The sequence below is a fragment of the Pseudomonas sp. UME65 genome, assembly GCF_014170225.1.
Lineage (GTDB): Bacteria > Pseudomonadota > Gammaproteobacteria > Pseudomonadales > Pseudomonadaceae > Aquipseudomonas > Aquipseudomonas protegens.
This window is the reverse complement of record NZ_LZZQ01000014.1, coordinates 165,816-181,509: the sequence shown is the minus strand read 5'-3', so window position 1 is coordinate 181,509 and position 15,694 is coordinate 165,816. Positions and strand designations below refer to the sequence as shown.

General features: G+C 62.8%; 15 protein-coding genes. 9 read left to right on the top strand and 6 right to left on the bottom strand.

The window, feature by feature from the left end:
- Positions 1-28: 28 nt before the first annotated feature.
- Positions 29-1,177, top strand: coding sequence for an MFS transporter (locus tag A9971_RS20865; RefSeq protein ID WP_182999954.1), 1,149 nt, complete (start codon positions 29-31; stop codon positions 1,175-1,177).
- On the top strand, positions 1,177-1,722 hold the full coding sequence (locus tag A9971_RS20860; RefSeq protein WP_015636589.1) for an acireductone dioxygenase: 546 nt from the start codon (positions 1,177-1,179) through the stop codon (positions 1,720-1,722). Before A9971_RS20865 ends, A9971_RS20860 begins: the two co-directional genes overlap by 1 nt.
- Before the next feature lie 73 nt (positions 1,723-1,795).
- Here the strand turns inward: A9971_RS20860 and A9971_RS20855 are convergent, their stop codons facing one another.
- A complete protein-coding gene (locus A9971_RS20855; protein ID WP_015636588.1) occupies positions 1,796-2,074 on the bottom strand; it encodes a DUF3509 domain-containing protein in 279 nt (92 codons plus the stop codon).
- 681 nt (positions 2,075-2,755) lie between these two features.
- Here A9971_RS20855 and A9971_RS20850 point away from each other — a divergent pair.
- The 5 genes from A9971_RS20850 to A9971_RS20830 all read left to right on the top strand — a co-directional run bounded on the left by A9971_RS20850 (position 2,756) and on the right by A9971_RS20830 (position 8,532).
- Entirely contained in the window at positions 2,756-4,594 is a 1,839-nt protein-coding gene (locus A9971_RS20850; RefSeq protein ID WP_015636587.1) for a long-chain-acyl-CoA synthetase, read from the top strand.
- 97 nt (positions 4,595-4,691) lie between these two features.
- Complete coding sequence (locus A9971_RS20845; protein WP_011062613.1) at positions 4,692-5,210, top strand: ankyrin repeat domain-containing protein; 519 nt, start codon at positions 4,692-4,694, stop codon at positions 5,208-5,210.
- Between the two features lie 109 nt (positions 5,211-5,319).
- Positions 5,320-5,850, top strand: coding sequence for a hypothetical protein (locus tag A9971_RS20840; protein ID WP_015636586.1), 531 nt, complete (start codon positions 5,320-5,322; stop codon positions 5,848-5,850).
- A gap of 85 nt (positions 5,851-5,935) precedes the next feature.
- The gene (locus tag A9971_RS20835; protein WP_015636585.1) at positions 5,936-6,127 is read left to right on the top strand and encodes a PLDc N-terminal domain-containing protein; all 192 of its coding nucleotides are present in this window, start codon (positions 5,936-5,938) and stop codon (positions 6,125-6,127) included.
- A 317-nt stretch (positions 6,128-6,444) separates the two neighbouring features.
- Positions 6,445-8,532, top strand: coding sequence for an LTA synthase family protein (locus tag A9971_RS20830; protein ID WP_011062610.1), 2,088 nt, complete (start codon positions 6,445-6,447; stop codon positions 8,530-8,532).
- A 162-nt stretch (positions 8,533-8,694) separates the two neighbouring features.
- Here A9971_RS20830 and A9971_RS20825 read toward each other — a convergent pair whose 3' ends face one another.
- Positions 8,695-8,847: a DUF3309 family protein gene (locus A9971_RS20825; RefSeq protein ID WP_007945780.1), complete on the bottom strand. Its 153-nt coding sequence runs from the start codon at positions 8,845-8,847 to the stop codon at positions 8,695-8,697.
- Positions 8,848-9,154: 307 nt separating this feature from the next.
- Here A9971_RS20825 and A9971_RS20820 point away from each other — a divergent pair, with 307 nt between their 5' ends.
- Complete coding sequence (locus tag A9971_RS20820; protein ID WP_011062608.1) at positions 9,155-9,970, top strand: SDR family oxidoreductase; 816 nt, start codon at positions 9,155-9,157, stop codon at positions 9,968-9,970.
- Between the two features lie 65 nt (positions 9,971-10,035).
- Entirely contained in the window at positions 10,036-10,368 is a 333-nt protein-coding gene (locus tag A9971_RS20815) for a YnfA family protein (RefSeq protein ID WP_011062607.1), read from the top strand.
- Between the two features lie 36 nt (positions 10,369-10,404).
- On the opposite strand, the gene A9971_RS20810 is transcribed toward A9971_RS20815, so the two are convergent.
- The 4 genes from A9971_RS20810 to A9971_RS20795 form a co-directional block, all read right to left on the bottom strand.
- Positions 10,405-10,632 carry a YheU family protein gene (locus A9971_RS20810; protein WP_011062606.1) on the bottom strand — a complete coding sequence of 76 codons (228 nt, stop codon included), beginning with the start codon at positions 10,630-10,632 and terminating at the stop codon, positions 10,405-10,407.
- A gap of 84 nt (positions 10,633-10,716) precedes the next feature.
- Positions 10,717-11,901, bottom strand: coding sequence for an osmoprotectant NAGGN system M42 family peptidase (locus tag A9971_RS20805; protein ID WP_015636583.1), 1,185 nt, complete (start codon positions 11,899-11,901; stop codon positions 10,717-10,719).
- A 126-nt stretch (positions 11,902-12,027) separates the two neighbouring features.
- Entirely contained in the window at positions 12,028-13,773 is a 1,746-nt protein-coding gene (gene ngg, locus A9971_RS20800; protein WP_182999953.1) for an N-acetylglutaminylglutamine synthetase, read from the bottom strand.
- A 3-nt stretch (positions 13,774-13,776) separates the two neighbouring features.
- Entirely contained in the window at positions 13,777-15,549 is a 1,773-nt protein-coding gene (locus A9971_RS20795; RefSeq protein WP_011062603.1) for an N-acetylglutaminylglutamine amidotransferase, read from the bottom strand.
- Between the last annotated feature and the right edge of the window lie 145 nt (positions 15,550-15,694).

Below are 15,694 nucleotides of genomic sequence, written 5' to 3'. Positions count from 1 at the left end.
TCCTGCCAGTCGCCACGGTCTGAAGGCCGTGGCGGCACTTCCCTACTGGCGGCTTTCCAGTTTCTACCTGTTCTATTTCGCGCTGCTGGGCTCGACCGCGCCATTCCTGGCGCTGTATTTCGATCACCTGGGGTTCTCCAGTGCGCGCATCGGCGAACTGGTGGCCATTCCCATGCTCATGCGCTGCGTGGCGCCCAACCTTTGGGGCTGGCTGGGGGACTACACCGGGCGGCGCCTGGCGATCGTGCGTTTTGGTGCGTTCTGCACCCTGGTCTGTTTCTCCCTGATCTTCGTCGACAAGAGCTATGCCTGGCTGGCCATGGTCATGGCCCTGCATGCTTTTTTCTGGCACGCGGTGCTGCCGCAGTTCGAAGTGATCACCCTGGCGCACCTGCAAGGCCAGGCCTCGCGCTACAGCCAGATCCGCCTCTGGGGCTCCATCGGCTTCATTCTTACCGTGGTGGCCCTGGGGCGTTTGTTCGAGTGGTTGAGCCTGGACATCTACCCGGTAGCGCTGGTGGTGATCATGGCGGGCATCGTCCTCAGCAGCCTGTGGGTGCCTAACGCCCAGCCTCGGGTGCAGGGGCCGCGGCACGCCGGGGAGGGCTTTGTCAGGCAACTGCGCAGCCCCGGTGTGCTGGCCTTCTACCTGTGCGTGGCACTGATGCAGATGAGCCACGGCCCCTATTACACCTTCCTGACTCTGCACCTGGAGCGCCTGGGCTATACCCGCGGGGTGATCGGCATGCTCTGGGCCCTGGGTGTGGTGGCCGAAGTGTTGATGTTTCTGGCGATGAGCTGGCTCCTGGCGCGCTTTTCCGTGCGGCGAGTGCTGCTTGCGAGCTTCCTGCTGGCGGCTCTGCGCTGGTTGCTGCTGGGCAGCCTGGCGGAACACCTCGGGGTGCTGTTGTTGGCTCAGGTGCTGCACGCGGCGACCTTCGGCAGTTTCCACGCCGCCGCCATTCATTTTGTGCAGCGCAGTTTCGGTGCCCACCAGCAAGGCCAGGGCCAGGCGTTGTACGCGGCCCTGGCGGGAACCGGGGGCGCCCTGGGGGCCCTGTATTCGGGTTATAGCTGGAATGCCCTGGGCCCCACATTGACCTTTAGTATTGCCAGCGTCGCAGCCTTGGCCGCAGCCGTTATCATTGCCACCCGCATGCAAGAGGAGTTGCCGTAATGAGCAGCCTGTCCGTCTACCACGTATCCAGTCCGGACCTGCCGAACAAGGTCCTGACCCACTTCGACGATATCGCTGCAACCCTGGCCGAGCAGGGGATTCGTTTCGACCGCTGGCCTGCCACCACGCGTGTTGCGCCGGGCACCAGCCAGCAAGAAGTGATAAGCGCCTATCAGGAGCAGGTCGATCGCCTGATGACCGAGGGTGGCTACGCCAGCGTGGATGTCATCAGCCTCGATGAAGACCATCCGCAGAAGGCCGAGCTGCGCGCCAGCTTTCTCGATGAGCACCGCCACAGTGAGGATGAAGTACGTTTCTTCGTTGCGGGCCGGGGCCTGTTCAACCTGCACATCGATGACTATGTGTACGCCGTACTGTGCGAAAGGAATGACCTGATCTCGGTGCCGGCGGGCACCGCCCATTGGTTCGACATGGGCGAGCGGCCGAACCTGGTGGCCATCCGCATGTTCAACAACCCCCAGGGCTGGAACGCCAGCCTGACCGGCGACGCGATCGCCAGCCAGTTCCCGCGCCTGGACGATTGAGCGGGGAGCACAACGTCAACGGGCCGGACCCACGCAAGGTGGGGCCGGCCGGGACAGGTGCAGCGCAAGCGGCTTACGCGCAGTGGTAAGTCGGCAGGGCAAAGCGGTTCTGGCTTTGCAGCATGGAGATCTGTGGCAACTCACTGGCCTGTTCGGCCAAGTCCCGACGAATTGCGCTGATGACCCACGACAGTTGGTCGGCGGCGTGCAACTGTGCGTAGGAGATCGAACGCTTGAACTGTTTGCCTTCGCTGTTGCGCAGGGTCAACAGGATGCCACCGTCAGGGCGTGGCTGGGTGGTCACTTCGAAGTTGGAGAACAGGGAAGAAAATTTTTCTTGGATCAGGCTCATGTCTATCAGCTCCGTTAGCTCTTGAAGGGCAAGCGTGGAGTGATAGGTGCAGCGATTGTGCCAGTATTGTTTTTTTAAAATATCCTTTAAAAACAACAACTTATAAAAATCAAAAAAGCGCCTGTTCGTGCAAATTGCATGAATGGCCATCGTGCATCCTGCATTTTGCAGGTCCGCAGGGGTTGTTGGCGTGTGCCGTGGCAGTGTTGTGACCGCGGGCCAGGGTGGAAAATTCAATCGTTGAAGCGGGGACAAGTACGCTGCGTGGGGAGACCGAGGGTAGATACAAAAGTTTGCAAAAACCCCGTGTACAGCGTCGCGAGAGCTGACGTATTTTCCAGCCAGTCACGTTGGTTCAACCTGGCCTCGACGGCCCCGCGAAAGTGGCTTGAACGGCGTTTCTGCGACATGGAATGTGTTGTGGCGCGATCTTGCGATCCCGCCCGACCAATAATAAGAACATAGGACGCTCTCCATGAACCTTTCCTGCGCCTCATCGCCGGTGCTCTTTGCAGCCCTGCGCTTGTCCTGCCTTCATCCCTTGGCGAGAGATATCCACAGCTCCCGCGTGCCGCTCGCCGCACCTTGGATCGCTACCCCCGGTTGAGCCTTGCGCCGCTGTTGCCAACGCCCGGCCGGCCAGGCCCGGGCCCAGATCCTTGCTGTGCAACCGGAGCAACCATGAACAAGCACAAGAGCGACATGATCACCTGGGGCATGATGCTGCGTAAGGTGCCCTCCATTGCCAGGGCACTGCCGCGGGTGGTGCGGGGCATGAAGGCGGGCAATATCGACAACCCGGACCAGCCCTGTGGCCTGGGCTGGAGCTTTGAGCAGGCGACCCTGCGCAACCCCGAGGGGCCGGCCTTGCTGTACGGTGATCGGGTGCTCAGTTATGCACAGGTCAATCAATGGGCCAACCGCATTGCTGCCTACCTGCAGGAGCAGGGCATCGGCAAGGGTGATGTGCTGGCGATCTTCATCGAGAACCGTCCGGAATTGCTGGTCACGGTGCTGGCGGTGGCCAAGCTCGGCGGCATTTGCGCGATGCTCAACACCGCGCAGACCCAGGGCGTGCTGGCGCACAGCCTGGCGTTGGTGAAACCGGCGGCGATCATCCTCGGCGGCGAGCTGCAGGCCGCTTACTCGGCGGTACGCGAGCAGGTGGGCATCGATCCGCAGCGCACCTGGTTCGTGGCCGATCAGGACACCTTTGCCGACCCCGGGCCGACCCCCGAGGGAATGCGCAACCTGATGGCCGAGAGCGCCGGTTACCCATCGGACAACCTGGCGCAGACCCAGCGCATCTTCCTCAACGACCCCTGCTTCTACATCTATACCTCCGGCACCACGGGGTTGCCCAAGGCCGGGATCTTCAAGCATGGTCGCTGGATGCGCACCTCTGCCGGCTTCGGCACCATCGCCCTGGATATGCAGCCCGGCGACGTGGTGTATTGCACCTTGCCGCTGTACCACGCCACCGGTCTGTGCGTGTGCTGGGGTTCGGCGATTACCGGCGCCTCGGGCTTTGCCATCCGCCGCAAATTCAGCGCCAGCCAGTTCTGGGATGACGTGCGCCGCTACAAGGCCACGACCGTGGGTTATGTCGGGGAGTTGTGCCGCTACCTGATCGACCAGCCGGCTTGCGCACGGGATACCGAGCACGGGGTCTCGAAGATGATTGGCAACGGGCTGCGCCCGGGCGTCTGGAGCGAGTTCAAGCAACGCTTCGGCGTCGGTCATATCTGTGAGTTGTATGCCGCCAGCGACGGCAATATCGGTTTCAGCAACATCCTCAACTTCGACAATACCGTGGGCTTTTCCCTGATCCCCTGGGCGCTGGTGGAATACGCCCACGACACCGGTGCGCCACTGCGCAACAGCCAGGGCTTCATGCAGAAGGTGGCCAAGGGCGGCCAGGGGCTGCTGTTGGCGAAGATCGACGACAAGGCGCCCCTGGATGGCTACACCGACCCGGAAAAGAACCTCAAGGTGATTCTCAAGGACGTATTCGAGAAGGGCGACTGCTACTTCAACACCGGCGATCTGCTGCGCGATATCGGCTTTGGCCATGTGCAGTTCGTCGACCGGCTGGGAGATACCTATCGCTGGAAGGGCGAGAACGTTTCCACCACCGAGGTGGAGAACGTCCTCCTGGGGCACCCGCAGGTTGCCGAGGTGGTGGCCTATGGGGTCGAGATCCACAACACCAACGGTCGGGCCGGGATGGTGGCGATCACTCCGGCAGAATCCCTGGCGACCCTGGATTTCAGCGAGTTGCTGCAGTTCGCCCGGCAGCAGTTGCCGGCCTACGCAGTGCCGCTGTTCCTGCGGATCAAAGTGAAGATGGACACCACAGGCACCTTCAAGTACCAGAAGAGTCGCCTCAAGGAGCAGGCATTCGATCTGCAGCAAATCGGTGACGAGCCGGTGTATGCCTGGTTGCCGGGCTCGGATACCTACGTGCGGCTGACCCCGCAGATTCTCGCGGACATTCAGGGCGGGCGCCTGCGTTATTGATTCTGCCTATGGTGGCTCTCGGGAAAAAAGGGATGACAGGCTGGCGCCGGCTTGGGGAAACTAGCGCCTTTCCGAATTGCCGAACCTGGAGTTTCCGATGACCGACAAAAGCCGCCAGATGACTGAAGAAGAGGCCGCCCAGTTTGTCGAACAGGTGTTCAACGTGGCCCGCCAGGGCGACGCACAGATGCTCGACAAACTGGCTGCCAGTGGCCTGCCGGTCAACCTGCGCAATCACAAGGGCGACACGCTGCTGATGCTCGCCGCCTATCACGGCCATGTGGACGCGGTGCAGGTGCTGCTCAAGCACCAGGCCGACCCCGAGATCCGCAACGACAACGGCCAGAGCCCGATTGCCGGGGCTGCCTTCAAGGGCGACCTGGCGGTGGTCAAGGCGCTGGTGGAGGGGGGCGCCCAGGTGGAAGGCTCGTCCTTCGACGGACGTACCGCGCTGATGATGGCGGCGATGTTCAACCGCACGGAAATCGTCACCTACCTGATCAGCCAGGGCGCCGACCCCAAGGCCCGCGACAGCAATGGCGTGAGTGCCCTGGAAGCGGCCAAGACCATGGGCGCCATGGATACCACGGCGCAGCTGGAAAAACTCCTGGCCTGAGCCGGCGATGATCGGGGCGCGCGGGCGTCAGGTACTGCCTGGCGTGATAGCTCGGGCACTTTAGGCTATCCTTCGCGCCCCTTGATTTCCTCGCTTCCAGGATGTGCCCATGAAAACCGCCCTTATCGAACTCATTAGCAAGATCAGCTCCGGGTGCATGGGCGATGCCGAGATCCAGCAGATCGCCGAGGAGGCGAGCCAGGCCTACGCCGACCCTCAGGGATTCCTGGCAGCCAACCCGGATATCAACTACGACGACAGCTTCCCCATTCCCCTGGGGGAATGGGTGGTGGTCGGCAGCCTGCCGGAAACCGTGTTGTTTCAGGCCGATACCTATGTCGACCTGTTCGCCCAGATCGTCGCCTCGTTCGGCAAGGACGTGGCTTTCAACATCAAGCCCAAGCAGTTGGCCAAGATCGAAGCCCTGACGGCCTTGAACCGCATCCAGATCCAGATGGGCAGCATGAACCCGGAAAACGGCGGCTATGTGTTGATGAACTTCAGCCAGTTGCTGGATGACGAGTTGCAGATGGTACTGGTCTACGGCAACGACGTGCCGCGGGTGCTGGAGCTGTGCGCCGAGGTCGGGATCGCCGCAGCGCCGGCCCTGGAGGCCTTGAAGATCGCCGTTCATGTCTGAAGCCCGAGCGGCTGTGGAATAAAACGGAACCCTGATCCAGCACGGCTATCCTAAAGAGGCACGCCATCATTTAGGGAGCGACACCATGGGTTCCACCTTCAATGGCCTGGTTGGCCTGATCATTCTGGCCCTGGATATCTGGGCCATCATCAACGTACTCAAAAGCGGCGCCGAAACCGGGATGAAGGTCCTCTGGGTGCTCTTGATCATTCTCCTGCCGGTGCTGGGGCTGATCATCTGGGCGATCGCCGGGCCGCGAGGCAATGTGCGGCTCTGAAGCTGGAGACGCAGGTTGCACAGGGAAAAGGGCCGTCAGGCCCTTTTTTGTGTGACTAAACATGCGTTGAACGAAATTTTCACAAACGCTCTAAGACAATTCGCCGGCGCTTTTTCCCCGGTATAACTCTCTGCAATCTCTTGTCCCAGAGCCGTTGGCAGTGGGTTTTTCGGTGCTGCCCACTAATCAATGGCAATGCCTTGAGTGATCGTGCAACATTTGCGCACCGCGAATTCCCCCGTCGCCCTGGCGGCAACAAGAGGGCAGAACGCAGCTTTATCTTTGCAACTTAAACTTCCAATGGGTCCTAAAACCACATGGCAAACTCGGATGCCCTGAGTCAGCAGCGATCCTCGAATCGCCTGCTGCAACCGACCGTTAAATCCCATCTGGCCTACACGCTGTTGTGCGCCCTGGTCATGATGGTGATGCTTTCCCTGTTGCGCGTCGCGCTGCTGATCTACAACCGCGAGATGATTCTCGACACTCCGGCCTCGACCTTCCTCGAAGCGTTTGCCAACGGGCTGCGTTTTGACCTGCGGCTGGTGGTCTACCTCAGCGTACCGCTGCTGCTGGCGCTGTTCAGCGCCCGGGCCATGGCGGCTCGCGGGGTGTTGCGCTTCTGGCTGACAGTCACCTCCAGCATCGCGCTGTTCCTCGGCCTGATGGAGATGGACTTCTACCGAGAGTTCCACCAGCGCCTCAACGGCCTGGTCTTCCAGTATGTGAAGGAAGATCCGAAAACCGTGATGAGCATGCTCTGGTACGGCTTCCCGGTGGTCCGCTACCTGCTGGCCTGGGCCGTGGGCACCTGGATCCTGAGCCTGGCATTCAAGGGGGCCGACCGCGCCACCCGGCCCCGCGGCCCGTTCAGCGGCGGCAATGTCGGCACCCGGCAGATTGCCCCCTGGTATGCGCGCATTGCGGTGTTCGTGGTGTGTCTGCTGATCTGCGTGGTTGCAGCTCGTGGCACTCTGCGCCAGGGCCCGCCGATGCGTTGGGGTGACGTCTACACCACCGAATCCAACTTCGCCAACCAGTTGGGCCTCAATGGCACGCTGCAACTGATGGCGGCGGCCAAGGATCGTCTGTCCGAGGACCGCACCAATATCTGGAAGGCCACCTTGCCTCAGCCTCTGGCGCAGCAGACCGTGCGCGACATGCTGCTGGTGCCGAGTGACAAGCTGGTGGATGCCGATATCGCCGCCGTACGCCGCACCTACACGCCGGATGGGGAAAAGACCCTGCCGATCAAGAACGTCGTGGTGATCCTGATGGAAAGCTTCGCCGGGCATTCGGTGGGCGCCCTGGGACGTCCGGGGGAGATCACTCCGTACTTCGACAAACTGTCCAAGGAAGGCCTGCTGTTCGACCGCTTCTTCTCCAACGGCACCCACACCCACCAGGGCATGTTCGCCACCATGGCGTGCTTCCCCAACCTGCCTGGCTTCGAATACCTGATGCAGACCCCGGAAGGCAGCCACAAGCTGTCCGGCCTGCCGCAATTGCTCAGTGCTCGCAACTACGATGACGTGTATGTCTACAACGGCGATTTCGCCTGGGACAACCAGTCGGGGTTCTTCAGCAACCAGGGCATGACCAACTTCATCGGCCGTAACGACTTCGTCAATCCGGTGTTCTCCGACCCGACCTGGGGCGTGTCCGACCAGGACATGTTCAACCGCGGCCTGGAAGAGTTGAAGGCCCGGGAAGGCAAGGGGCCGTTCTATGCCCTGCTGCAGACCCTGTCCAACCACACGCCGTATGCCCTGCCCACGCCTTTGCCGGTGGACAAGGTGACCGACCGCGGCAGCCTCAACGAACACCTGACGGCCATGCGCTACTCCGACTGGGCCCTGGGCCAGTTCTTCGAGAAAGCGCGCAAGGAGCCTTACTTCAAGGAAACCCTGTTCGTGGTAGTGGGCGACCATGGCTTCGGCAACGAGCAGCAGATCACCGAAATGGACCTGGGGCGCTTCAACGTGCCCATGCTGATGATCGCTCCGGGCATCCAGGAAAAGTTCGGCCAGCGTGACCACACCGTGGGCACCCAGATCGACATCGTGCCCACCATCATGGGCCGCCTGGGTGGCGACGTACTGCACCAGTGCTGGGGGCGCGACCTGCTCAACCTGCCGGAAGGCGACAAGGGCTTCGGCGTGATCAAGCCTTCGGGCAGTGACCAGACCGTAGCGCTGCTGACGGCGGACCGGGTGCTGGTACTGCCCAAGGAAATGCCGCCACGGCTGTACAAGTACGAACTGGGTTCGGCACCGGGGGGCGAACTGATCCCGGATTCTGCCGATGAGGCGCAGCTCAAGCAGAAGCTGGAATCCTTCCTGCAGACGGCGACCAAGAGCTTGCTCGACAACACCGCAGGCGTGGTCAACGGGAAACCGGACTAAACGCTGTAGCGCCGGCCCTGTCATGCGGGGTTGGCGCAAGTTGCCCGCGTGAATAAAACACCCCACAAGTGGGGTGTTTTTTATTCGGGCTAATAAAAAGGCGCCGGTGAAGACCGGCGCCTTTTTACGTTCAAACATGCTCTGGGGCGAGCAATAAGGGCGTTATATCCTGCCCAGCAGCAAGAGTACCAACAGCACCACCAGCACGACGCCAATGATTCCTGAAGGCCCATAACCCCAGCTTCTGGAGTGCGGGAATACTGGCAGGCCGCCAATCAGCAGCAGAATCAGAATAACGATCAGAATGGTGCCCATGGCTGTTTCCTTATTGGAATAGAGTTGAACAACGCAGTTATTCAAGGACAAGTTCGATTTAGGGATAAAGCGAACCGCTTAATAAATCCGACTCTGCGCCCTTCCAGAAAATTCCAAGTATTTTTAAAGCTTTCCGCTTTCGGTCTAATTTCCTTTGCGCCTGCCCGGAGCAGGGGGGCGGATGACAGGTCGGGGGCACCGGGCCGGCGGTTTGCCCGGGGCATTCAGCACCCTGATGGTGCGTGGGTGGCGCAGGGGCCTTCGCTACACTGCGGCTCATCTTCCCCGGAACAACAAGGCAACTCTTATGCAAAATCGCATGATGATCACTGGCGCCGGCTCCGGCCTGGGTCGCGAAATCGCTTTGCGCTGGGCCCGCGAGGGCTGGCGGCTGGCCTTGTCCGATGTCAGCGAGGCGGGCCTGCAGGAAACCCTGAAACTGGTGCGTGCAGCCGGTGGTGACGGTTTTGTGCAGCGTTGCGATGTGCGTGACTACAGCCAGTTGACCGCCTTCGCTCAGGCCTGCGAGGTGAAGTTCGGCGGCATCGACATCATCGTCAACAACGCCGGCGTGGCCTCTGGCGGGTTCTTCAGCGAACTGTCGCTGGAGGATTGGGACTGGCAGATCGCGATCAACCTGATGGGGGTGGTCAAGGGCTGCAAGGCCTTCCTGCCGCTGCTGGAGCAGAGCAAGGGCAAGATCATCAATATCGCTTCCATGGCGGCCTTGATGCAGGGCCCGGCCATGAGCAACTACAACGTGGCCAAGGCCGGAGTGGTGGCGCTTTCCGAGAGCCTGTTGATCGAGCTCGCGCAGCAGGAAATCGGCGTGCATGTGGTCTGCCCGTCGTTCTTCCAGACCAACCTGCTGGACTCCTTCCGGGGGCCGACCCCGGCCATGAAGGCCCAGGTGGGCAAGTTGCTGGAAAACTCGCCGATCACCGCCGCCGAGATCGCCGACTACATCCATGCCCAGGTCGATGCCGGCCAGTTCATGATCCTGCCCCACGAGCAGGGCCGCATGGCCTGGGCCCTGAAGCAGAAAAATCCCCAGGCGCTGTACGACGAAATGACCCTGATGGCCGACAAGATGCGCGCCAAGGCCAAGCAAAGCGCCAGTTGAGCTTGCCCAATCCCCCTGGGCGTCGTTAGGGTTGCCGGCATCCGACAATCCTGACGAGTTCCTGCATGCTCAATTACCTGTGGTTCTTCCTCGCCGCGCTGTTTGAAATCGCCGGCTGCTATGCGTTCTGGATGTGGCTGCGTCAGGGCAAGAGTGCCTTGTGGGTGATTCCCGCGCTGGTCAGCCTGACCCTGTTCGCCCTGTTGCTGACCAAGGTCGAGGCCACCTACGCCGGGCGCGCCTATGCCGCCTACGGAGGCATCTATATCGTCGCTTCGATTGGCTGGCTGGCAGTGGTGGAGCGGGTACGGCCCCTGGGTTCGGATTGGCTGGGGCTGGCGCTGTGCGTGATCGGGGCCAGTGTGATTCTGTTCGGCCCGCGCTTTTCCAATGGCTGAATAACCCGGCCCAGAGAAGCTGGGCCGGGGGTAGGGTCAGTCGAACAGCTCCTTGGGCACATCGTGCTTGAGCATCAGTTGGCACTGTTCGCTGTCCGGATCGAAGACGATTACCGCCTGGCCCTTGGTCAAGGCCTGGCGCACCCGCAGCACACGGGTCTCCAGGGGCGTTTCATCACCGTTGTCGGTGCCCTCGCGGGTCACGAAGTCCTCGATCAGGCGGGTCAGGGTGTCGACTTCAAGTTGGTCGTGGGGAATCAGCATGGGGGCCTCCGGCAAACAATCCGGGATCCTACTGCGCCCGGGGCCGTGCCGCCAGCCAGGGCGTGCACAAACGCCGGGGCGGGTTCAGGATTTCTGCCCCACCAGGCTATCCACCGAGGGCACCCGGGTATCGCTTTCCATTTGTGCATCGTGCTCCAGTTGATGGCTGAAGCGGTCCAGTGAGCCCTGGGCCGGTTGCGCGTCGCTGGCAAATACCGGCGGGCTGAGGATGTAGGCCCCCAGCAGGCGGCTGAGTGCCGCCAGGCTGTCGATATGGGTGCGCTCATAGCCGTGGGTGGCGTCGCAACCGAAGGCCAGCAGCGCAGTGCGGATGTCGTGGCCGGCGGTGACCGCCGAATGGGCGTCGCTGAAGTAGTAGCGGAACAGGTCGCGACGCACCGGCAACTCGTGTTCGCCGGCCAGGCGCAGCAGGTGGCGGGACAAGTGATAGTCGTAGGGGCCACCGGAGTCCTGCATGGCCACGCTCACCGCATGTTCGCTGGAGTGCTGGCCCGGGGCGACCGGGGCAATGTCGATGCCGACGAACTCGCTGACGTCCCAGGGCAGGGCCGCTGCCGCACCACTGCCGGTTTCTTCGGTGATGGTGAATAGCGGATGGCAGTCGATCATCAGCGGCTCGCCGCTGTCGACTATGGCCTTGAGCGCGGCCAGCAGCGCGGCGACACCGGCCTTGTCGTCCAGGTGCCGGGCGCTGATATGGCCGCTTTCGGTGAACTCGGGCAAGGGGTCGAAGGCAACAAAGTCACCCACGCCTATCCCCAGGGATTCGCAGTCGGCGCGGGTGGTGCAGTAGGCATCCAGGCGCAGCTCGATGTGGTCCCAACTGATGGGCAGTTCGTCCACCGCGGTGTTGAAGGCGTGCCCAGAGGCCATCAGCGGCAGGACGCTGCCGCGCAACACGCCGTTGTCGGTGAACAGGCTGACCCGGCTGCCCTCGGCAAAGCGGCTGGACCAGCAGCCCACCGGGGCCAGGGTCAGGCGGCCGTTGTCCTTCACCGCGCGCACGCTGGCGCCAATGGTGTCCAGGTGCGCCGAGACGGCCCGGTCCGGGCTGTTCTTCTGGCCCTTGAGGGTGGCGCGAATGGTGCCGCGACGGGTCAGCTCGAAGGGGATGCCCAGTTCTTCAAGGCGTTCGGCGACATAACGCACGATGGTGTCGGTAAAGCCGGTGGGGCTGGGAATGGCGAGCATTTCCAGGAGGACTTTCTGCAGGTAGGCGAGGTCGGGTTCGGGAATCTTGCGGGTCATGGAAACTCCTGATGAGAAACGGCCATCGATGGTTTCGATGAGGGCATGGATGCAGGGCCAGGGGGCGCCTTCGCTGCCAAGCCGGCTCCTACCAGTGAGGGTAGGAGCCGGCTTGCCGGCGAAGGATCACGGCGCCGGTTGGCTGTGGGGAAACAGCAGGTCGACAAAACGTTCGGCGGTGGGTTGCGGTTCGTGATTGGCCAACCCGGCGCGTTCGTTGGCTTCGATGAACACGTACTCGGGCTGATCCGCCGCCGGCACCATCAGGTCCAGGCCCACCACGGGAATGTCCAGGGCACGGGCTGCGCGGATGGCGGCGTCGGCCAGGGTCGGATGAAGGATGCCGGTGACGTCTTCCAGAGTGCCGCCGGTGTGCAGGTTGGCGGTGCGCCGTACAAACAGCCGCTCCCCGGCGGCCAGTACGCTGTTGTAGTCGTAGCCGGCGGCGTGCAGGGTGCGCTGGGTCTCCTGGTCCAGGGGGATTTTGCTCTCGCCGCCGGTGGCCGCCTGGCGGCGACGGCTGCGGGCTTCGATCAGCGCGCCGATGGAGTGCTGACCATCACCGATGATTTCCGCGGGACGGCGGATAGCCGCTGCCACCACTTCAAAGCCGATCACCAAGATGCGCAGGTCCAGGCCTTCGTGGAAGCTTTCCAGCAATACCCGGCTGTCAAAGCGGCGGGCGTGGTCGATGGCCTTTTGCACCTCTTCGATGGTCCGCAGGTCCACCGCCACGCCTTGTCCCTGCTCGCCATCCAGGGGCTTGACCACCACCCGCTGGTGCTCGTCGAGAAAGCCCAGGTTGTCATCGGCGTTGCCCGCCAGTTGCTGCGCCGGCAGGTTCAAGCCAGCACCCTTGAGCACCTTGTGGGTCAGGCTCTTGTCCTGGCACAGGCTCATGCTGATGGCGCTGGTGAGATCGCTCAGCGATTCCCGGCAGCGTACCCGCCGCCCGCCGTGGCTGAGGGTGAACAGCCCGGCGTCGGCGTCATCCACCTGCACATCGATGCCCCGGCGATGTGCTTCCTCGACGATGATCCGCGCATAGGGGTTGAACTCCGCCTGGGGCCCGGGGCCGAGGAACAGCGGCTGGTTGATGCCGTTCTTGCGCTTGATGGCGAAGGTCGACAGGGTGCGAAACCCGAGTTTGGCGTAGAGGTTCTTGGCCTGGCGGTTGTCGTGCAGCACCGACAGGTCGAGGTAGCTCAGGCCGCGGCTCATGAAGTGTTCGATCAGGTGGCGCACCAGCACTTCGCCGACGCCCGGGCGACTGCAGTCGGGGTCCACTGCCAGGCACCAGAGGCTGCTGCCGTGTTCCGGGTCCTGGTAGGCCTTGTGGTGATTGAGGCCCATGACGCTGCCGATCACCGCGCCGCTGTCTTCGTCCTCGGCCAGCCAGTACACCGGCCCGCCCTGATGGCGCGGGGTCAGCAGTTGCGGGTCGATGGGCAGCATGCTGCGGGCCTGGTACAGCTGGTTGATGGCTTGCCAGTCGGCTTCGCTCTGGGCGCGACGGATGCGGAAACCGCGAAATACCCGAGTGGCCTGGCGGTAATCGCTGAACCACAGGCGCAGGGTATCGGAAGGGTCGAGGAACAGTTGCGCCGGTTCCAGCCCCAGCACTTGTTGTGGCGCCGCCACATACAGAGCGATGTCGCGTTCGCCAGGTCGCTCGTTGAGCAACTCCCCGGCCAGGCTGGTGGGGTCGGGAAAGGTATGGCCGATCAGCAGGCGGCCCCAACCGCAATGTACCGCGATCGGTTCGCACCCGGGTTCGCTGCCGTCTTCGGCGAAGCGCGCCTGCAGGCGTTCATAGGACGGCGCCTGGCCGCGCAGCAGGCGTTGGCTGTAAGCCGTGGCGTGAGCTTTCATCGGTCAGATTCCTTGTTCGCTGAGCCACAGGTTCAATGCCGCCAGTTGCCACAGCTTGGAGCCGCGCAAGGGCGTCAACTGGCCCTGGGGATCGGTCAGCAGGCGGTCGAGCATGGCCGGCTTGAACAGGCCGCGATCCTGGCTCGGGTCCAGCAGCAGTTCGCGTACCCAGTCCAGGGTCGCGCCCTGCAAGTGCTTGAGGCCCGGCACCGGGAAGTAGCCTTTCTTGCGGTCGATCACCTCGCTGGGGATCACCAGCCGCGCAGCTTCCTTGAGCACCTGCTTGCCGCCGTCCGGCAACTTGAAGCGCGCCGGCACCCGGGCCGAAAGCTCCACCAGGCGGTAGTCGAGGAACGGCGTGCGCGCCTCCAGGCCCCAGGCCATGGTCATGTTATCCACACGCTTGACCGGGTCATCCACCAGCATCACCGTGCTGTCCAGGCGCAGGGCCTTATCCACCGCGGCGTCGGCGCCGGGCTGGGCGAAATGCTCGCGGACAAAATCCCCGGCGGCATCGTTGGCGGTCAGCCACTGCGGTTGTACGGTGGCCGCGTAGTCGTCGTAGCTGCGGTCGAAGAAGGCCGCACGGTAGGCCGCGTAGGGGTCGCTGGCGCCGTCCACCTGCGGGTACCAGTGGTAGCCGGCAAAGAGTTCGTCGGCGCCCTGGCCGCTTTGCACTACCTTGCAGTGCTTGGCCACTTCCCGGGACAGCAGGTAGAAAGCGATGCAGTCGTGGCTGACCATCGGCTCGCTCATGGCCCGAAAGGCCGCGGGCAACTGTTCGATGATTTCACGTTCATCGATGCGCAACTGGTGATGCCGGGTGCCGTAGTGCCGGGCAATCAGGTCGGAGTACTGGAACTCGTCGCCCCGCTCGCCACCGGCGTCCTCGAAGCCGATGGAGAAGGTCGACAGGTTGTCCACCCCGACCTCTCGCAGCAGGCCCACCAGCAAGCTGGAGTCGACACCGCCAGACAGCAGCACGCCCACATCCACCGCTGCCCGTTGGCGGATGGCCACCGCTTCACGGGTGCTGTCCAGCACCCGGTCACGCCAGTCTTCCAGAGTCAGGTTGGTTTCGTCGGCACGGGGGCCGTAGGGCAGGGTCCACCAGGTCTGCTGCTCGGTGCGGCCGTCGGCCTCGATACGCATCCAGGTGGCCGGCGGCAGTTTTTCGATGCCTGCCAGCAGGGTTCGCGGTGCTGGCACCACGGCATGGAAGTTCAGGTAGTGGTTGAGCGCCACGGGGTCGAGCAACGGGTTGATGTCGCCACCTTTGAGCAACGCCGGCAGGGCCGAGGCGAAGCGCAGGCGCTGGCCGGTGCGCGACAGGTACAGCGGCTTGACCCCGAGGCGGTCGCGGGCGATGAACAGGCGCTGGGCATCGCGCTCCCAGATGGCGAAGGCGAACATGCCGTTGAGCTTGGGCAGCAGGTCCGCGCCCCAGGCGTGGTAGCCCTTGAGCAACACCTCAGTGTCGCCGCCGGAATAGAAGGCATAACCCTTGGCTTCCAGTTCGGCGCGCAGTTCGGGGAAGTTGTAGATCGCGCCATTGAAGGCCAGGGACAGGCCCAGTTGGTTGTCGACCATGGGCTGCGCCGAGCCGTCCGAAAGGTCCATGATTTTCAACCGTCGATGGCCGAGGGCAATCGGGCCCTGGCTGTGAAAGCCCCAGGCGTCCGGGCCGCGAGGGGCCAGGTGGTGGGTGATTCGTTCAACCGCTGCCAGGTCGGCAGGTTGATGATCAAAGCGTAATTCGCCAGCTAGTCCGCACATAAGTCCTTACCGGTTTTTCCGTTGGGGAGAGTCAATCTGCCGCCGTCAAAAGGGCGGCTACCTGGAAACTGACCTGTGCGTAACTCGGGAGTTTTAGATCGATCGGTTATAAGCAGTTGAGTGGGGCCGGACGGTTGGATGTAGC